Here is a 16874-nt window from a genome sequence, read left to right as displayed (position 1 = left end):
CTACGACGCTGGCAGCGCCGCAGGCTTTATGAGACTATCCGCTTATTTGCAAAATACTAGTATTCGTTCACTCTACAGGCATTCATTTATTTTTAACATGCCGTTTACGAAAACAAAAAAGACAGGACCATCATGAAACACACATTACACACCACAGCGCTGGCCTGTGCCCTGGCGCTGGGCAGCAGTGCGGCCAGTGCCGCTGCACTGGATGACACCCAGGTCAAATTTTCTGGCTACATCAAAACCGATGCCCTGATCAGCAATTACTCAGATGGCACCATCCCCACCGGCAGTGTGGGCCGGGATTTTTATATCCCGGCACTGACCCCGGTCGGCCAGCCTGATGAAGGCACTCAATTTGATGCCCATATCCGCCAGTCACGTTTTCGCTTTGCCACCGCCACCCCCACCGCCAATGGTGATGCGATTAAAGGTGTGCTTGAGCTGGATTTTATCGTGACCACCGGTGGTAATGAGCGCATCAGTAACTCGTACCAGCCGCGGGTCCGCCATGCGTATCTGGAATATCAGAATTGGCTAGTGGGTCAGACCTGGACCACCATGATGGATGTGTCTATTTTACCCGAATCGCTGGATTTTATCGGTATCACCGATGGCATCACGTTCGGGCGTCAGACCATGGTGCGCTATACCAATGGCGGTTTGCAACTGGCTTTGGAAAACCCGGAATCAACCATCTCGCCGGTGGGTGGCAATGGCCGCATTGTGGCCGATGATAATGCATTGCCCGACTTGATTGCTGCCTACCAGGTGGACGGCGACTGGGGCCATGTCAAGGTAGCCGGTTTACTGCGCCAGTTGTCCTACGACAACGGCACCACGGTGGATGATGATGAAACCAGCTACGGTGTGGCTGTCTCGAGCAAAGTTAAATTTGCCAATGGCGATGATGTACGCATGATGGCCAATGCCGGTACCGGTATGGGGCGGTATACTGCATTGAACAATGCCAACGACGCGGTCATTGATCCGGCGACCAACAACTTAGAAGCCATTGATTCGTACGGTTTTGCCATCTCTTACCGGCACTTGTGGAGCGCTAAAGCGCGGACTACTGTGATGATGTCGGCCATGGAGATCGATAACGATACAGCATTAACGGGCTTTGATGTGACCCAGCGCTCGTACAGTGCGCGAATCAACTATTTGTATTCACCGTTTAAAGCACTCACAGTGGGTGCCGAGTACGGCTTTGCCAAGCGTGAAGTAGAGTCTGGCTTAAGCGGTGATATGAATCGCCTGCAATTTTCTGCTAAATACGCGTTTTAACCCGCATTCTCACCCTGTGTACGGGCGAACCATACGGCCATTTGGATATCGCAGCGTGCATAGGGTGACACCACCCCGGAAACTTCTTCAAATCCCAACGCGCGATACAAATTGATGGCTGAGGTCAGCGAACGGTTACTTTCCAGATAAAGACCTGGTGCGCCCTGCTGTTGCGCATAATCAATAGCCGCCTGGCCCAAACGCCGGCCTATCCCCTGCCCCTGATGACTGTCTGCGACCGCCATTTTGGCCAGCTCGAAGCGCCCGTCCGCCATGGCAATCAATGCACAAGTACCGCAAATGCTGCCGGCCTGCTTGGCCAGCAAGATATGCCCGCCATTCTCGATGATCTTCTCGGGCTGCTCCAGTGCCCGATAATCTGCCGCCTCCATCACAAAATGTTGTTCAATCCAGTGCTTATTCAGCCGGTAAAATGCTTCCTTGTGGGCTGGCTCAGCAGAATTAAAAGCTATGATTTGGGTGTCCGCGGTCATGCTGCTCTGGTGGGTTGAAATAATTGATTGATAGGTAAATGTACCCGCCGGCACAGCGGCGGGTCAATCTTGATCAGTATGGCTGCGGGTACTGTTTAAAGATGCTGTCGATCTGCGACATCAGCTCTGGGCTCAGTGGCTGGCTAAACGCCGCAATATTGTCGGCCAGCTGGTCGGTGCTGGTGGCTCCGATGATGGTCGAAGTCACCCCAGGTACCTGTTTAACCCAGGCCAGCGCCAGTTGCGCTGGGGTCATGCCGGCTTGCTCAGCAATCTGGCAATAAGCAGCGGTCGCGGCATGCGCGGCCGGTGTGTCGCGGAAAAACCCCTGACGCTGGTCGAAGCTCCAGCGCGCGCCGGCCGGGCGTGCGCCATCGCGATATTTGCCGCTTAACAAGCCGGTTGCTAAGGGCGACCAGGGCAAATAGGCAATATTTTCCAATGCACACAGCTCAATCAGATACGGCCAGTCTTTGGCGTGTAGCAGGCTAAATTCGTTTTGAATAGACACAGGGCGCGGTACGCCGGTCTCATCACATAAGCGTAAGAAGGTGTGAATGCCCCAGGGCGTATCGTCGGATAAGCCCCAGTGGCGGATTTTTCCTTGCTTAATCGCGCTGCCCAGCGCTTCGACCATGCTGCGCATGCCGGCCACCTCGCGGCTGCGGTCCAACGTAAGCGGGTTCACTTTAGCCGGCCATTGTTTGCCAAAATGCGGCGTGGGCCGATTGGGCCAGTGCAACTGATACACATCAATATAATCAGTCTTCAGCCGCGCCAGCGACGCATCAATGCCCTGATGGATGGCGGCGGCATCGATATCAGCGCCGTCGCGGATCCAACTGACCCCATTGCCGGCGACCTTGGTCATGATCACCAGCTTATCACGCTGCTGTGGATTGGCAGCCAGCCAGTGGCCAATCACCCGTTCCGTGTCGGCATAGGTGGGCTGATTGGGTGGCACCGGGTACATCTCAGCGGTATCTAACACATTGATACCGGCATCCAGCGCCATAGCCATCTGGGCGTCGGCATCTTGCTGGGTATTTTGGATCCCCCAGGTCATGGTGCCTAAACAAATTTCTGACACCTGCAGCCCGGAGTTACCCAACGGGTGATATTGCATAGTTATTCCTTATGGTGTGCTGCCTGATGAGCCCGGCGATGACACCTGCCCGGCCTGCGCCAGTTGCGCTTCGGCCGCTGCCAGTCGGCGTTCGGCATCGCGCCGGGACTCCACCATCTCGTTGGCCAGCTCGGCCAGTGAGCGAAACTCGGCAAAGCCCAGTTGGCGGGCGTCAATCGGCTGATACTGGCGTTTGCAGCGGTAAAAAAACATTACAAAATTGGCAAAAGCCTGATGAAAAGTAGCGAAGCTTTTGACCAGCAACAGCAATAGTACGCCAGATGTTCCTAAGGCGATACTGATACTCACCCGCTGAACATGCTGCTCCTGGCGGGCAATGACCGGGCCCAGCGCCTCATCAATCTGGCCCAGCGCGGCTTCCATTTGGTGCGCCCGCTGGCGAAAACGCCCGTGCAGGCCATCGGTGTGGGTGAGCCCCATCTGTCGCATAGCCTGAGCCAGGGCATCAAAGGTGGTGATATAGCGCTCCACCAGAGTACGCATCGGCTGTTCTTGGTTGGATTTGAGCAAGGCAGCCGCTGCCTGCTCAAATTGCTGCTGGCTGGCCGGTGTGCGGCTCAGCAAAAATTGCTGCAATGCAGCCTGTGTTCGGGCCAGCGCTGCGGATGACCCGACCTGCGCCAGCAAGCGCTGTTCAATCTGACTCAATTCGCCACGCAGACCATGCTCAGCATGCAGCCCGATGCGAGTTTGCAGGCGCACCACCTGGCCAAACAGTTGTGCATAGGCGGTTTGGCTGCCGGCCAGCGAGTCGGTTTGGGCTGCCAGCTGGTAGTTTTTTTCCAGTGCCGCCAAATCTTTTTCGAACGCCTCAGCCTGGGCGTTAAAGCGGTGAAAATAATCCAGCTGATGACGCAGCAAAAAATCTTTTTCATGGCGGCGCATTTGTAATAGGTCCTGGCCCAGTCGTAACAGGGTATCGCGCTGCTGATGCAAGCCCACCAGCTGCTGAGTAAAATAGTGCTGACTCGCCACCAGCAGGGCCATGCCCGCCATACATACCACCAGCATCAGTAACAGACGGGATTTTATCGACGCAAACTTCATCAGGGTCACCAGATTTAACGAGAGAACCTCAAGCCTAGCCAAAAATTATGAAATTTCTATTGCAGCAATATAGGGAGAACCCCCTATAGCCGGTGGCGACTTAACCTGCGCATAGTAGCAAGGTCAAAAATCACACACTGGCTCTACGACTCCGTGCAGGCCAGTTCTCGGGAGATACCCATGAAAAAATTTGCCCTATCGACCTTAACCGCTGCCATGCTTGCCGCGCCGGCCCAACACGCACTGGCAGATGCCTATATCGGAAATGAACTGGCTTCGACCTTAACGACCCTGCCGGTAGACCAGCCCATTATGGCGGTGGTGACCTTTGATCAGATGGCCCCGCTGGCCGAATCACAAATTCAGCAATTGCTGAACCTGGGCATTTCCCAGGGCGTGCAATTTAAATCTCTGCCCATCATCGGGGTGCTGGCGACCAAACCGCAAATTGAAGCCATTGCCCAGTTGGATAATGTGCGCTCGGTCTTTGCCAACCGCAAGATGCGCTATTTTAATGCCGATGCTCGCCAGATCACCGGCGTGGCCGACCTGCAAACACCGGATTTTGAGAGCCGCAACGGGGTTAATTATACCGGTAAGGGCGTTACGATTATGGTTAACGATTCCGGTGTAGATGCCTCGCACCAGGATCATTTCTTTGGCGATACCGTGGTAGAAAATGTGCAGGCGCTAACCCATGCCTCAGCTATCAGCATTACCGGCATGACCGACGGTATCGTGCTGACCGGCCAGGTTAACACCGACACCAACTCCGGCCACGGCACTCATGTAGCGGGTACCATTGCCGGTAACGGGATGATGTCCCAGGGTAAATATGTGGGTGCGGCACCCGACGCCGATCTGATTGGCTACGGCTCAGGCGGTGGTGTTCTGCTGCTCGACACTATTGGCGGTTTTGATTTTGCCATCAATAATTTATACAGCTACAACAGCCCTATCCGTATTATCAGCAACTCCTGGGGCTCAAGTGGAAAATATGAGCCGCTCGGTCCGGTGTCACTGGCCACCTATAAAGCCCATAAACTGGGTATTTTAAGTGTATTTGCTGCGGGTAATTCAGGTCCGGGCGAAGACTCGCACAACCCCTACGCGCAAATTCCGTGGGGCATATCAGTGGGCGCCGGTGATAAAAATGGCAACCTGGCCGGCTTCTCATCGCGCGGACTAAAATCAGAAAGTGGCGACTTTACCATGCCGGATGGCAGCGAATGGACCTACAACAATGAGGTTAGCATCGTGGCCCCGGGTGTGGATATCATCTCAACCCGCGCCTCCACCAACCTGGCCGCCAACGGCGGGGACGCCGACGTGGATGCTATTGAAACCGAAAACCTGCCGTTTTATACCATGATTTCAGGTACTTCCATGGCTACCCCCCATGTGTCGGGCATTATCGCATTGATGTTGGAAGCTAACCCGAATCTGGACAATCTGACTATCAAAAAACTGCTACAGGAAACTGCGACCAATATGCCAGGCTATGAGCGCTGGGAAGTGGGCGGCGGCTATGTAAATGCACGTTCAGCAGTGGCTGCAGCGCTGGACTACGACATGGATCATCGGGTTACAGTCAATAATCTGACCGACAAAACCTTCAAAGCGAATGCATTGGTCAGCACCAGTGACCGGGTAGAAAATTTTGATTTGTTTTATGCACCGGTCGGTGAGCCAGAAATGAAGACCTTTGAGGTGAGCGAGCAGGATGTGTTAGTTAAAGCCTCTGCAAACAGTTTTGCTAACCTGACCAAACTGGTATTGGTGGCACCGGACGGTACAGAATATTTTGGCAACCTTAGCACCCCGGTTTTAACAGAGACTATGCGCGTGGCCGCCCCTGCGCAACCCGGTACCTGGAGCATTTATGTATATGGTTTAACTTCCCTGTCGGGTGTCCAGGCTGATCCGCTGGGGCTGACCAATGGCCCGGGCGTACCAGAATCTTTTGATGTTACAGTAAGTTTTGAGCAAAGTGGTGGCTACAATGGTTTGGATGATATTGCTGGTCATCCGCAACAAGGGGCTATTGAGTTTGCAGTGAGCGAGCGCTTGATGGACGGTATGAACCAGAACAAATTTTTGCCCGATGCCCGTTTGAAGCGCAAGGATTTTGCCCGCTATGCGGTAATGGGCGGCGCGGTGCGCCAGTACCGTGACCTGCTCAATGATCCGCAGCCTGAGTTAGGCAAGGTGCCGCAGTTTGATAAAGCCTTTATCGAAGCGGTGGCAGTGTCAGGCGGAGCGTTAAAAGACAACCTGCGTGAGCAAGCCCCGGTACTGCCCGATAACGGTCAGGGCGCCGACCCGTTTGGTCGCATGGACAAGTCTGACATGGCTTACGCCCTGGTGCAGATCTTAGGCCTGCAAGAAGCGGCCACCGCTTTTAACCCAGAAGATGATATTGTGGTAAATTACCGGGGCGAAGAGATTGTGCTGGCTGACCAGAATGACATCGCCAGTGAACGTAAAGGTTATGTGCAACTGGCCCTGAATTTGTCGTTACTTAATGTGGCCTTTGGGGTGGAGCAAAGCCCGCTAGACTTAACGCCGGAGCTGACCGCCCGCTTTGAGCCTGACACCACCATCACCCGGGCCCACTATGCTGTACTGGCAAGCCGGCTTTACAGCCAGTACCTTGCTGAATAAACGTTAAGTTTGGCGGTGAGCGTGCCACTACGATTGATTCGCTCACCGCTTTCGTTTATTTTTTAGGCAAGCAACAAAAAGGCGAACAATATGAAAAATCTGGTAGTAACAGTGCTGCTTAGCATGGTTTTGACCACCAGCGTGGCGACCCGGGCCAATGCCCAGCCGGTCAGCCCCGCCACACTAACCATGCAGGATAACAAAATAGAAGCCAGTTTTGTGCTGGCGCAAGACTACGACCTGGCCTTGTCAATGGAACTTGATAATGCGGTGGGTCTGCATCCTAATAATATCGATATCACTGCCGAGCTGGTATTACCCACCGATCCGCGCATTGTGGATCGCCTGCCAGATGCCGCGGTGAGCGGTGTTTCAGGCTTCCCGGTGCTGGTTACCATCGAGCCTAAAGCTGACAGAGGCTTTGCCTTTGAAGGTGTAGCACAAGTAGAATTTTATACCCGCGCCCTGCATTTTGACCCGGCGGTGCCATGGCGCTTATTCACGTCACATGAAGGTGAAACCTTTGAGGATATCACCACGTTGACCACCACTGGCAGCTACCGGGCCCGTGGCAGTACTGGCCGGTTATCAGACTTTGTTATTTTACTGGATGAGCGCGACGATGCGGTGATCACTGCAGAAAAAGTCAGTTTGTTACAGGATACCCTGTATACCCACCAGCAGGATTTGCCAGCCGCTTTGGGCAGCCAGCTGAGCACGCTAGTTGGCAGCTTGCAATCAGCCTTACTGGTTGGCAATACTGAAATGGCTTTGGCGCTTACTGATCAGCTTATCAGCCTGATTGAAGGCACCAGCGGCAACCTGATGCCCGATGTGTGGCGCGCCGGTAACGGTATTTACAATGTTAAAGGCGAGCTGCTCAGCCGCCTGCATACCTTGCGTTACAGCTTGCGTACCCAGGGGTAAATCATGCCATTACAGCTGGCGGTGAATCAGGCCAATGGCAGTGTGCAGGAGCACCTTTTGTATGAAGGGCGCCAGTACACCATTGGCCGCAGTGATCAGGCGGATATTTGTATTGCACATCCGCAGGTCTCCCGCCGCCATGCCTGTGTGGCTGCCTTACCAGATAATCAGTGGGCGCTGCAGGATGTTAGTTCAACCGGCTGTTACAGCCGGGGCAAGCCGGTTCAGTCCCTTACGATTGGCCAAATGCAGCTGGTCTCCCTGGGCCCGGTGGCCTGCCAGCTGACCCCGATGACTGCTACAGAAGTGGTACAACTGGACAGCCAGCGTGTATGGCAGGCGCAACAGCTTGCTTATCATCGTGAACGCTTACAACAATGCAGCAATACCCAGGCGCTGATCGCACTTGCCCAGCAATGCCTGCAGCAGGCGCTGGGCTGTGAGCGCGCTGCGGTGATCTTGGTCGATGCCACCGGTGAGCAGCACGCCCCGGTAGGCTACCCGGACTGGCTACAGGGCGCTGGTTTTACCGGCAGCCGCACCTTTATTCGACAATGTTTAGATCAATGCGCCCCGCTGGCCATCGGCCACCTTGCAGGAGATGCCCACCTGGCCAGCCAGGCCAGTGTGATCCGCAATCAAATTCAGGCAGCCATTGCCGTGCCGCTGGCGGTCGACCAGCATACATTAGGTGTTCTTTACGCCGACTCCACCCAAGGCCGCCGCTACTTTGCTGACGCAGACGTGGCTTTTACAGTCAAACTGGCAAATTTATTGTCTTTGCGTTTGCTTTATCACACGATTGAACGCAAGATTAAGACACTGACTCATCTTCATTAGTCAGTGCAGGTGTTTAAAAATAAAGACATTTGCTTAGTTTTGCTGCTAGTCAGTCAGCATGGATAAACGCAGCTGATCAGCCCCGCATGGAAGGCGGCCGGCACCTTAGCAAGCAGCCAGGGGTAACGGGGTATTTATGTGAGCGGCTTTCAGCCATCGCCGGGTGAGTCATCGTCATTACAAACCACACAATTGCATGCCGGCAATGCTGTCAGGCCAGGTCAACTGCTGGCCTCTCGTTTTCGCATCATTGAAGCGTTGGGTGCCGGCGCGCAGGCCAGTGTCTACAGTGCCTTTGATGAAATGCTGGGAGTGGATGTTGCCCTCAAAGTACTTGGTCAGGCCGATACCGATGCAGTAACCCTGCAGAATCTGCGCAACGAAGTGGTGGTAGCGCGCCAGATCCAACATCCTAATATTATTCGTGTTCACGATATTTTTTGTGACCAGGATTATGTCTTTTTCACCATGGCCTTTGTACCTGGCCAGCCGCTGCAACAACGGCTGCACCAGCCGGTTAGCCGTCAGCTTTATCAGCGTTGGGAACAACAACTACTCGAAGCGGTGCAGGCGTGCCAGGGTGCCGATATTCATCATGGCGATATCAAGCCTGACAACATTCTGATCACCGATGATGACACCCTGATGCTGATTGATTTTGGCATCGGTCAGGCCATGTCGTCCCGTTTGCAAACCAGCGGCCACCAGCATTATGCTGCCCCGGAAGTGCTCACCAGCGGGACCGCCACCGCACAATCTGATATTTACAGTGCCGGCCAGGTGCTTAAAGATGTGCTGGCTGCCGTAGCATTGTCTAAATTATCGCTGCGTCACGCCTGGTGGCGATTACGCCAGCAGCAGCGCCTGGCGCGCCTGACTCATCGCCAACCCGGCCAGCGCCCTGCCCTGTCAGTTCTGCTTACCCAGCGTCGTCGATGGTCACCAGTCTGGGCCGGCGTTCTGGTTATTGTGGCAGTGGGGCTGGCCGTGCTGTTATTGCGTTCACCGCAAACTGACTCGCCGGTTTTGCCAGATAAAACCTTACAGGTGGTGATGATTGCAGATCCGGATTTTCCGTTGCTTGCCACTATCGCCCGGCTGTTGCGCTACCCGCTGGCACTGCACCCCGGCCTGGCTCTGGTACCCGCGAGCACCAGCCACAACCTGATTGACAACCTGGCACTGGCCCCGGTGGCCAATCCCAGTCATCGCATCGATCTGGCCACCACCACCGGCGCCGACATGGTGCTGATGCTCAATGCTGCACCGGCCAACGGCGATACCTATTTATTAACCGCCAGTGGCTTACTGATGCCGGCGGACAAAGCGGCGTTCAGCCTGAGCCAGACCGTATCATTAAACAGCCTGGATCAAGATATCCAGAATTTCAGCCAGCGCCTGCTGAGCCAGTTATTTTCCGCGCTGGATTACGAGGTGGCACTACCGGATGTCAGTTACCTGTCTTCGCTCAGCCTGCTCAACCAGCAAGGAGAACCCCGGGATCCGCAGGCCGCAGTGGAAGCCCTGGTGGATGCGGCGCCCGGCTACCCGGGCAGTTGGCTGGCCAGCGCCCAGTTGGCGTTACAGCAAAATGACATCGCCTGGGCGCGCGAAGCCCTCGCCACGTTATTTTCGTTTGACGATCTGCCGGCCTATTGGCAGCTGCAAGGCAATCTGGTTCGGGCTCGGCTGGATGATAATCTGCCGTTGGCAGAGCAAAGTATCGATGCACTTATCGCTGCTTATCCGGATCGCGCAGAGCTGCTGGCCGAACGTGCTCGCATAAAGCAGTGGGCCAACAATTTGCCCGCCGCTGCTGATGATCTGCACGCCGCCCTTAAGTTGCAGCCGCATAATGGTGACTTATGGTTTGAGCTGGCAAAAATTCAGATTAATTCCGGTGATATTGACATCGCTTTGGAATCGACGCTGACTGAAGCACTGGTAGCCTACCGGCGCAACCAGAATCGCTTTGGCGAAAGCCAGGTATTCAATGCTTTTGGTGTCTCGTATCTCAGACTGGCTCAGTATGATTCTGCAGCCAGTTACCTAAATGATGCATTAAAGCTATTGGACAGCGAACAATACCCCGCAGAGCGTACTAAAACCCTAGCGAATTTAGCCATCGTGGCCTCTATAAAGGGAGACTTTGCAAGCGCCCAACAGAATCTTGAGGAGGCATTAGTCATTTTAGAGACGATTGGCGATAAGGAAGAAGAAGCCCATGTGCTCGACACCTTAGGCTTTTTGCATGAAGAACAAGGTCGCTACACCTCGGCGCTGAACTATTACAAAGAAGGGTTGGATTTACGGGTACAAACCGGTGATGTCAAAGCCCAGCCACTGAGTATGAGCAATGTGGCGTACGCACATTTTCTTATTGGCGATATGGCGCTGGCCGAAATCTACTGGCAACAGGCACTGGCCTTGTTCAGCCGCAACGAAGAAGAAACCCACCGGCTGCGCACTCAGCAAAACCTCATTCATCTGGCGATGGTCAAAGGCGATAATACCGCCGCCGCACAGCAGCTTGGCCAGCTAAGTGAACAGCTGGGTAGCGATCTTAAACAAGAACAGTTGTATCAGCATTTGTTGCTTAGCTACCTGCACTTTAGTCGCGGCAATGTGCAACAGGCGCTGGACCAGGTGCACAATGCCAACGCCATGGCTGCGGCTGCCGACGATGTGAAGGCTCAGGTGGAAAGCGCCTTGTGGTTAGCCGAGGTATGCCTGAAGCTAGCCGACTGGCAGTGCAGCGAGCAGGCGCTGGCGAAAACCGATAGCCAGATCAATGACGCCAGCCTCGAGCAACAGGCTGTCCATGCCTGGCTGTCGCTGGCGTTGCAACATCAACGAGGCTCGCCGGTAGATGAGCAGCACCCGGTGTACCAGCAATTGGTGGCCAATGACCATCTGCCCACGCTGGTCAGTTTAAAGATCATGCTGGATATGCAGGAGCGCTTTGCCTTGCCCCCTGACAGCGACGCGATGCAGCGCGCGGAAATGCTCAATCAGCCGGTGTTGTACCAGCCCTACTTACATTGGCTTTATTTGCATGCCAAACGCGGCGATACCCAATACCAGGAGCGCCTGCGCCAGCAACTGGCGGTACATCCGCAGTACTGGCGAAATCATATCTATTATCAGGCGGTGCCCGGTGCTGAGGCCAAGGCCCGCCAGTTACGGCAAGCATGGCTCAACCAGCTTAATGAACAACAGGCCGGTGCCTATCAGGAGACGTATTTTGACTGATCTGTTAAGCGACGAATTGCTAGCAATTCGCGCCTTGCAGCATGATTTAAAAACCCGGCTGGATGAAGAACAGGACACCTTTGCTGGCCTGGCCAAACGGCTATGGGCTCAGCAGGAAGCCGAAAAAGCGCGTCTGTCACGGGATTTACACGATGGCGTCGGTCAGCTGCTGACCGGCCTGACCCGCCGCCTTCAAGCAGTTAGCGAACAAGACCCGGAACTGGCCGAATTGCATCAGTTAGCCGAAATGGCGCTGGCAGATGTACGTCAGATGTCACGCCTCATGAGCCCCACTATTTTAGATGACTTAGGCCTTAAGCCGGCATTAAAATGGTTGTGCCGTAGTCTGTTAGCCGCCGAGCCGCTGGAATACCAGTGTGATATTCATCTCCCTGAAAATCTCGACCGTCAGGTCAGTGTAGTATTATTTCGTATTGCCCAGGAAAGTCTGGTCAATGCGGTTAAACATGCCCGGGCCAGCCGCATTGATGTCAGCGTGCTGACCCATCACAATGTGGTGCGTATGCAAATCAGTGATAATGGCTGTGGCTTTGAACAGGCTAAAATAGAGCCCGGGGTGGGACTAATGTCGCTGGCCGACCGGGCCAAAGCGTTTGCCGCAACAGTCCAGATAGATACTGCCCCCGATCAGGGCACCCGAGTAATAGTGAGCGTTCCCTTATGACAATAAAACTGGTATTGGCCGATGATCACGCGCTGATGCGCCAGGGCATTTCTGCCATGCTGCAAGCTTGTGAGAACCTGGAAGTGGTGGGTGAATGCGGCGATGGCGTGGAGCTATTAGCCCTGGTGCTGCGCCATAAGCCGGATGTGGTAGTTATGGATATCTCCATGCCCAAAATGAGCGGGCTGGTCGCCATCGATAAAATTTTGGCACAACGCAGTGAAACCAAAATTCTGGTGCTGTCGATGCACAATGAAATTGAGTATGTAGAGGCCATGCAGGATGCCGGAGCTAAGGGCTATGTGCTTAAAGAATCCTCCCAGGACACCCTGATTGCAGCGATCAATAAGGTGGCCGAGGGCAAAACTGTGTTCCCTCATTTAAATGAAACCCACCCGGCCGAGCCGGTGGCGCATATTAATCCGATTCGCATGCTGACCCGGCGTGAGCGCGAGGTGTTTTTTCTGGTTGCCGCCGGTAACACCAGTCGGCAGATTGCCGAACTGCTGGACATGAGCCTGAAAACTGCCGAAAACCATCGCAGTAATATTTATAAAAAGCTGAATTTGAAAAGCTCGGCTGAGCTGATAAGAATGGCCGGCAAAGCCGGCCTGTTGGAATAACCCAGGCAGCCGGGCGGCTGCCTGATAGAGCCTGGTTTATAGTTGGTCGACCAGAGTCACTGTCAGAGCTGCTTCACCGCGGCTGACCGTATTTGCTGGGTTGAAATAGGCAACTAACGTAGGCTCCATATCGAAGGGCCCCTGCTGAACTTCGACCTGCACTGGCATAATGCCTAAAGCCACTGCCTGTTGCACATAACCACGCATGGCCGGAGCAATCTCCTGGGTGTCTGCTACTGTGACCGCCTGGCCAAACACCACCGCTACAATGTCATCGTTCGGGTTAAAGGCTTCGGCTGCCTGTTGCAGACCTAATGCCTGAACCATGGAATACGCCATGGCTTCGCGAGACACCGCGCTGTCAGCGCCAAAGAACTCACCGCTCTCAGCCTGCATCAAAGGCGCATCGGTCATGGTCAAATCGGCCAATACCGCACCAGCTTGAGTGACACTGTTCACCGCTGCCGCATCTTTCGCTGCGACATCGTGAAACAGCGCCTGATTACCCGCCAGCGCCTGACGCACATCGGCGCTTAGACTTAAGGTATCGGCTAACTGCGCAGCGGTTAATGGCGCATCAGGAGCAAAGCCGTCGTTGGTAGCATCCATCAAGTGATTGCTCACCACATACTCGACAAACGCTTGCGAAGGATGACCTTGCGTATCATCAATGCCAGTATAGCCAGAGGTTTCCAGTAAGCGAATATTCACATCGGCAGAACCTGGGACACCCACACCATTGGTAACACCCAGGGGATCCAGCGATACACCACTGATACTACCGATTCCGCGGCTGTACAGCTTCCACTCGCCCGGCATGCCCGGTGCTGCGGTACCCACAGAAGAGCCTAAAATCGGTAAACCAATACCACTGCCGTAACGGTTGCCGGCCGGATCTTCCAATACAAATGCAGTGGCAGTTTCAATCGACGCACTGGCCACAACCATCGACACCTCTGGCCCTACGGTAAAAGTTTCGGTGGGTGATTCGCCAGCTGGCAGGTAGGTGGTGGTTAAAGTAAAGCTGTCGCCCTCACTGATATTGGCAAATGCATTAAAATCTCGGTTAAGTTTGACGGTGTCGCCATAAACCTGCTCGCCATTGACCACAGCGTTGACCGCCGCGTGCGCATTGACATACCCTGCACCCACTTCCCAGGCATCCATCCCGCTCATCGGCGTGGCAGTTTGCTGTAAAATACGTTTTACATCACGCCATTGCAGTGACGGGTCCGCTTCAAGCATCAGTGCCACAATACCGGATACATGGGGCGCCGCCATCGAGGTACCGCTGGACACGGTATAAAACGGCAAATGTTGTGGCTCAATCATATCAGCATCATCGCTGGCACTTAAACCGCCCAGGCTGGAGGTAGAAGCACGCGCCGAAATGACATCCACGCCCGGGGCGGTCACTGTTGGGCGATCCACCCAGGTGTACACCTCGCCATCGACCATGGCTTCACCGCCTTTGCCATCCACACCGCGTGAACTAAAATCGGCCAGCTCGCCTCGTTTATTGCCTGCAGCCACGGTCACTACCCACGGCGCTTTTTTAAAGTTGCCGGTAATGGTAGATTCACCCGGGCCAGAGTTGCCGGCTGAAAAGACGGTAATAATGCCGCGGTCGGCCAGTGCCTTGGTGGCTACGTTGGTCGGGTCATCCGGGTTAAACTCGGTGCCCACATCGCCGGTATTACCGAATGAATTGGAAATGACCCGGATGTTGTAGTCATACTGATGGGTTAACGCGTAGTCGAAGCCACCCAGGGTATCCAGGATAAATAAACCTGCGCCGGAGCCATAGCCGATGATATCCGCCCCCGGTGCAACACCGGCATGCAAGCCGCTGCTTTTGGCGCCATTTCCGCCAACCGTACCGGCTACATGGGTACCATGACCGCCGGCGATGTCGGTATTGGCCACATTTTCCTGATAAGTAATCGGCAGCAGATCCGAGAAGCTAGCCAGGTTCAGCTGCGCAGAGACATTCTGTACGACATGGTCAGGGAAGGCCAAATCAGAATGGGTGCCATCCACACCAGAGTCGTTGACCACGACCCCAATGCCACGGCCAGAGTAAGGCATCCCCTGATTACGCAGATTTTGGTCATCGCGCAGCGCCTGCACGCCGGTGATTTGTGTGGATTCGTGGTTTTCCAGAACCAGTTTATCGTTGTGCCAGACCGACACTACATCATCACGCTGATACAGCGCTTCGACCTGCGCTTTGGTGGCCAGCACCCCCACGATAGGCAGGTTCTGCAGGCTGACGCCTTGCTGGATCCCCAGTGCTTTTAAGGCATTGAGCTGGTCAGGCAGAACGCCATTTTTACCATTGAAGGTCACAATCACTTGTTGTAATTCATTGGGTGCCGCATCCAGCGCTTCGGCCAGCGTTTGATCGAAGGTTTTTGCCAGTGCGCTGGCAGGCAGTGCCAGAGCGACAGCAGCAGCCAGAACTGTTTGTTGTTTGAATAATTTCATATAACACCTCATTAATAGGACGTATTGAGTATTGAGTATTCCGTAATCAAGTGGCGTCAGACTATGAGGGGTTCCCCCTATTTCATGCAGATTTGTTTACATAAAAAAACGCTTCCGTGCGTAAAGGGTCGTGCTCGGGGGGATAGTGAATATACCAGGGAAAAATGCGCATCCGTGCGCCAAGTGTCGTATGGGAACAAGTATCAGGCGCGGCGACGGCGCCGCGACAGGGTGAGCATCAGCCCAGCCAGAATGAACAATATGCCTGCGGCTGGCTCGTTCACGCCGATAATCGTGCGGGTAACGGCAAACAGCCCGCCGGCACAGCGCTGTCGATTGCTATCAAACAGGCAGGTATCCGCCCCGTAAGCAGCTTCACCGGTGAAAACTTCAATATCCGGACTGGCCGCCAGGGCTAAGCCCTCATCGCCCTCGTCACCAAATACGCCATCGTCAAGATCGACGATATTAATTTGGTTGATATGCGCATCGGTAAACAACACACGCTGCGAGTCGGTCTCTAAAATAAATTCAAAATCCGCCCAATCATTAAAGTTGCCACTGGAAGACTCGGTATAGCTGATAAAGCCACTGATCTGCGCTGTGCCCGGCTGGCCGTCAGACAACGTTAACGAGCTAAAGTCATACCGAATTAACTGAGCACTGGCTCCGGCAGAGACCAAAATCAGCGACAGTGCAATTAACCACTTCTTCATAACCACTCATCCATGAACATAATGACTTAACAATGGCGTAGCTTACGACTTTTGCCTATAGGGGGTTCCCCTTATTTATAGGGAAAATGACAGACTTGTTTGGTTATCGAGCCGAAGGTGACACTACCCGGGTCATCGTGGCGCAGGCCTACTCACCCCTGAGTCAACGCGGCGCAGGCCGCGATCTCCATGAATTTCCCGTAATGTTGAAACTGCTCAGAATATGTGGGAGATCCAGACTTTCGTCGGGATGACTGTCTAATTGGCGGTGACGGGGTACTTGGCGATGACTGAGAGCCCAAAGGCGGAGTGACCCCACTTTGAGTCATCGCGGCGCAGGCCGCGATCTCCATGAATTTCCCGTAATGTTGAAACTGCTCAGAATATGTGGGAGATCCAGACTTTCGTCGGGATGACTGTCTAATTGGCGGTCTAATTGGCGGTGACGGGGTACTTGGCGATGACTAAATACCCGAAGGCGGAGTGACCCAACTTTGAGTCATCGCGGCACAGGCCGCGATCACCATGGATTTCTCGTAATGTTGAAACTGCTCAGAATATGTGGGAGATCCAGAGTTTCGCGATGTATGGACTCCTCCACCCCCGGAGGAGTATTTTGGTTATCGCCAAACAACCTCTAAAAGGAGTCCATACATGGCTGAATCTAACGTAATTGCTATCGACCTTGCAAAGAGTTCT

The 16874-nt window shown here is 54.2% G+C and carries 12 protein-coding genes; 7 read left to right on the top strand and 5 right to left on the bottom strand.

Annotation, left to right across the window (positions count from 1 at the left end):
* Window positions 1–132 precede the first annotated feature (132 nt).
* Window positions 133–1293, top strand: a complete 1161-nt coding sequence (locus tag ACTUJZ_RS13695) for a DcaP family trimeric outer membrane transporter (protein WP_463636898.1) — start codon at window positions 133–135, stop codon at window positions 1291–1293.
* Here the strand turns inward: ACTUJZ_RS13695 and ACTUJZ_RS13690 are convergent.
* The 3 genes from ACTUJZ_RS13690 to ACTUJZ_RS13680 form a co-directional block, all read right to left on the bottom strand.
* The gene (locus ACTUJZ_RS13690) at window positions 1290–1787 is read right to left on the bottom strand and encodes a GNAT family N-acetyltransferase (protein WP_463636897.1); all 498 of its coding nucleotides are present in this window, start codon (window positions 1785–1787) and stop codon (window positions 1290–1292) included. The genes ACTUJZ_RS13695 and ACTUJZ_RS13690 overlap by 4 nt on opposite strands.
* A 73-nt stretch (window positions 1788–1860) precedes the next feature.
* Window positions 1861–2913 carry an aldo/keto reductase gene (locus ACTUJZ_RS13685; RefSeq protein ID WP_463636896.1) on the bottom strand — a complete coding sequence of 351 codons (1053 nt, stop codon included), beginning with the start codon at window positions 2911–2913 and terminating at the stop codon, window positions 1861–1863.
* A 9-nt stretch (window positions 2914–2922) separates the two neighbouring features.
* The gene (locus ACTUJZ_RS13680) at window positions 2923–3981 is read right to left on the bottom strand and encodes a chemotaxis protein (RefSeq protein WP_463636895.1); all 1059 of its coding nucleotides are present in this window, start codon (window positions 3979–3981) and stop codon (window positions 2923–2925) included.
* Window positions 3982–4161: 180 nt separating this feature from the next.
* Between ACTUJZ_RS13680 and ACTUJZ_RS13675 the strand changes: the two genes are divergently transcribed.
* The 6 genes from ACTUJZ_RS13675 (at window position 4162) to ACTUJZ_RS13650 (ending at window position 12972) form a co-directional block, all read left to right on the top strand.
* Entirely contained in the window at window positions 4162–6645 is a 2484-nt protein-coding gene (locus ACTUJZ_RS13675) for a S8 family peptidase (RefSeq protein WP_463636894.1), read from the top strand.
* 90 nt (window positions 6646–6735) lie between these two features.
* The gene (locus ACTUJZ_RS13670) at window positions 6736–7572 is read left to right on the top strand and encodes a DUF6689 family protein (RefSeq protein WP_463636893.1); all 837 of its coding nucleotides are present in this window, start codon (window positions 6736–6738) and stop codon (window positions 7570–7572) included.
* Between the two features lie 3 nt (window positions 7573–7575).
* Entirely contained in the window at window positions 7576–8412 is an 837-nt protein-coding gene (locus ACTUJZ_RS13665) for a GAF domain-containing protein (RefSeq protein ID WP_463636892.1), read from the top strand.
* 138 nt (window positions 8413–8550) lie between these two features.
* Entirely contained in the window at window positions 8551–11664 is a 3114-nt protein-coding gene (locus tag ACTUJZ_RS13660) for a protein kinase domain-containing protein (protein WP_463636891.1), read from the top strand.
* Entirely contained in the window at window positions 11657–12349 is a 693-nt protein-coding gene (locus ACTUJZ_RS13655; RefSeq protein ID WP_463636890.1) for a sensor histidine kinase, read from the top strand. Before ACTUJZ_RS13660 ends, ACTUJZ_RS13655 begins: the two co-directional genes overlap by 8 nt.
* Window positions 12346–12972: a response regulator gene (locus tag ACTUJZ_RS13650; protein WP_463636889.1), complete on the top strand. Its 627-nt coding sequence runs from the start codon at window positions 12346–12348 to the stop codon at window positions 12970–12972. Before ACTUJZ_RS13655 ends, ACTUJZ_RS13650 begins: the two co-directional genes overlap by 4 nt.
* 36 nt (window positions 12973–13008) lie before the next feature.
* Here ACTUJZ_RS13650 and ACTUJZ_RS13645 read toward each other — a convergent pair whose 3' ends face one another.
* Window positions 13009–15459, bottom strand: a complete 2451-nt coding sequence (locus ACTUJZ_RS13645; protein WP_463636888.1) for a S8 family serine peptidase — start codon at window positions 15457–15459, stop codon at window positions 13009–13011.
* Window positions 15460–15662: 203 nt separating this feature from the next.
* A complete protein-coding gene (locus tag ACTUJZ_RS13640; RefSeq protein ID WP_463636887.1) occupies window positions 15663–16175 on the bottom strand; it encodes a hypothetical protein in 513 nt (170 codons plus the stop codon).
* Between the last annotated feature and the right edge of the window lie 699 nt (window positions 16176–16874).

The sequence above is a fragment of the Alteromonas sp. WD8-37 genome, assembly GCF_055326825.1.
The sequence above is the reverse complement of the archived record's forward strand: the minus strand, read 5'-3'. Positions and strand labels throughout refer to the sequence as shown.

What these genes read in the sequence shown, in the direction of transcription:
- ACTUJZ_RS13665 (WP_463636892.1), top strand. Translation starts at nt 7,576, where the DNA reads ATGCCATTACAGCTGGCGGTGAATCAGGCCAATGGCAGTGTGCAGGAG.
- ACTUJZ_RS13670 (WP_463636893.1), top strand. Translation starts at nt 6,736, where the DNA reads ATGAAAAATCTGGTAGTAACAGTGCTGCTTAGCATGGTTTTGACCACC.
- ACTUJZ_RS13690 (WP_463636897.1), bottom strand. Translation starts at nt 1,787, where the DNA reads ATGACCGCGGACACCCAAATCATAGCTTTTAATTCTGCTGAGCCAGCC.
- ACTUJZ_RS13685 (WP_463636896.1), bottom strand. Translation starts at nt 2,913, where the DNA reads ATGCAATATCACCCGTTGGGTAACTCCGGGCTGCAGGTGTCAGAAATT.
- ACTUJZ_RS13695 (WP_463636898.1), top strand. Translation starts at nt 133, where the DNA reads ATGAAACACACATTACACACCACAGCGCTGGCCTGTGCCCTGGCGCTG.
- ACTUJZ_RS13650 (WP_463636889.1), top strand. Translation starts at nt 12,346, where the DNA reads ATGACAATAAAACTGGTATTGGCCGATGATCACGCGCTGATGCGCCAG.
- ACTUJZ_RS13645 (WP_463636888.1), bottom strand. Translation starts at nt 15,459, where the DNA reads ATGAAATTATTCAAACAACAAACAGTTCTGGCTGCTGCTGTCGCTCTG.
- ACTUJZ_RS13680 (WP_463636895.1), bottom strand. Translation starts at nt 3,981, where the DNA reads ATGAAGTTTGCGTCGATAAAATCCCGTCTGTTACTGATGCTGGTGGTA.
- ACTUJZ_RS13640 (WP_463636887.1), bottom strand. Translation starts at nt 16,175, where the DNA reads ATGAAGAAGTGGTTAATTGCACTGTCGCTGATTTTGGTCTCTGCCGGA.
- ACTUJZ_RS13675 (WP_463636894.1), top strand. Translation starts at nt 4,162, where the DNA reads ATGAAAAAATTTGCCCTATCGACCTTAACCGCTGCCATGCTTGCCGCG.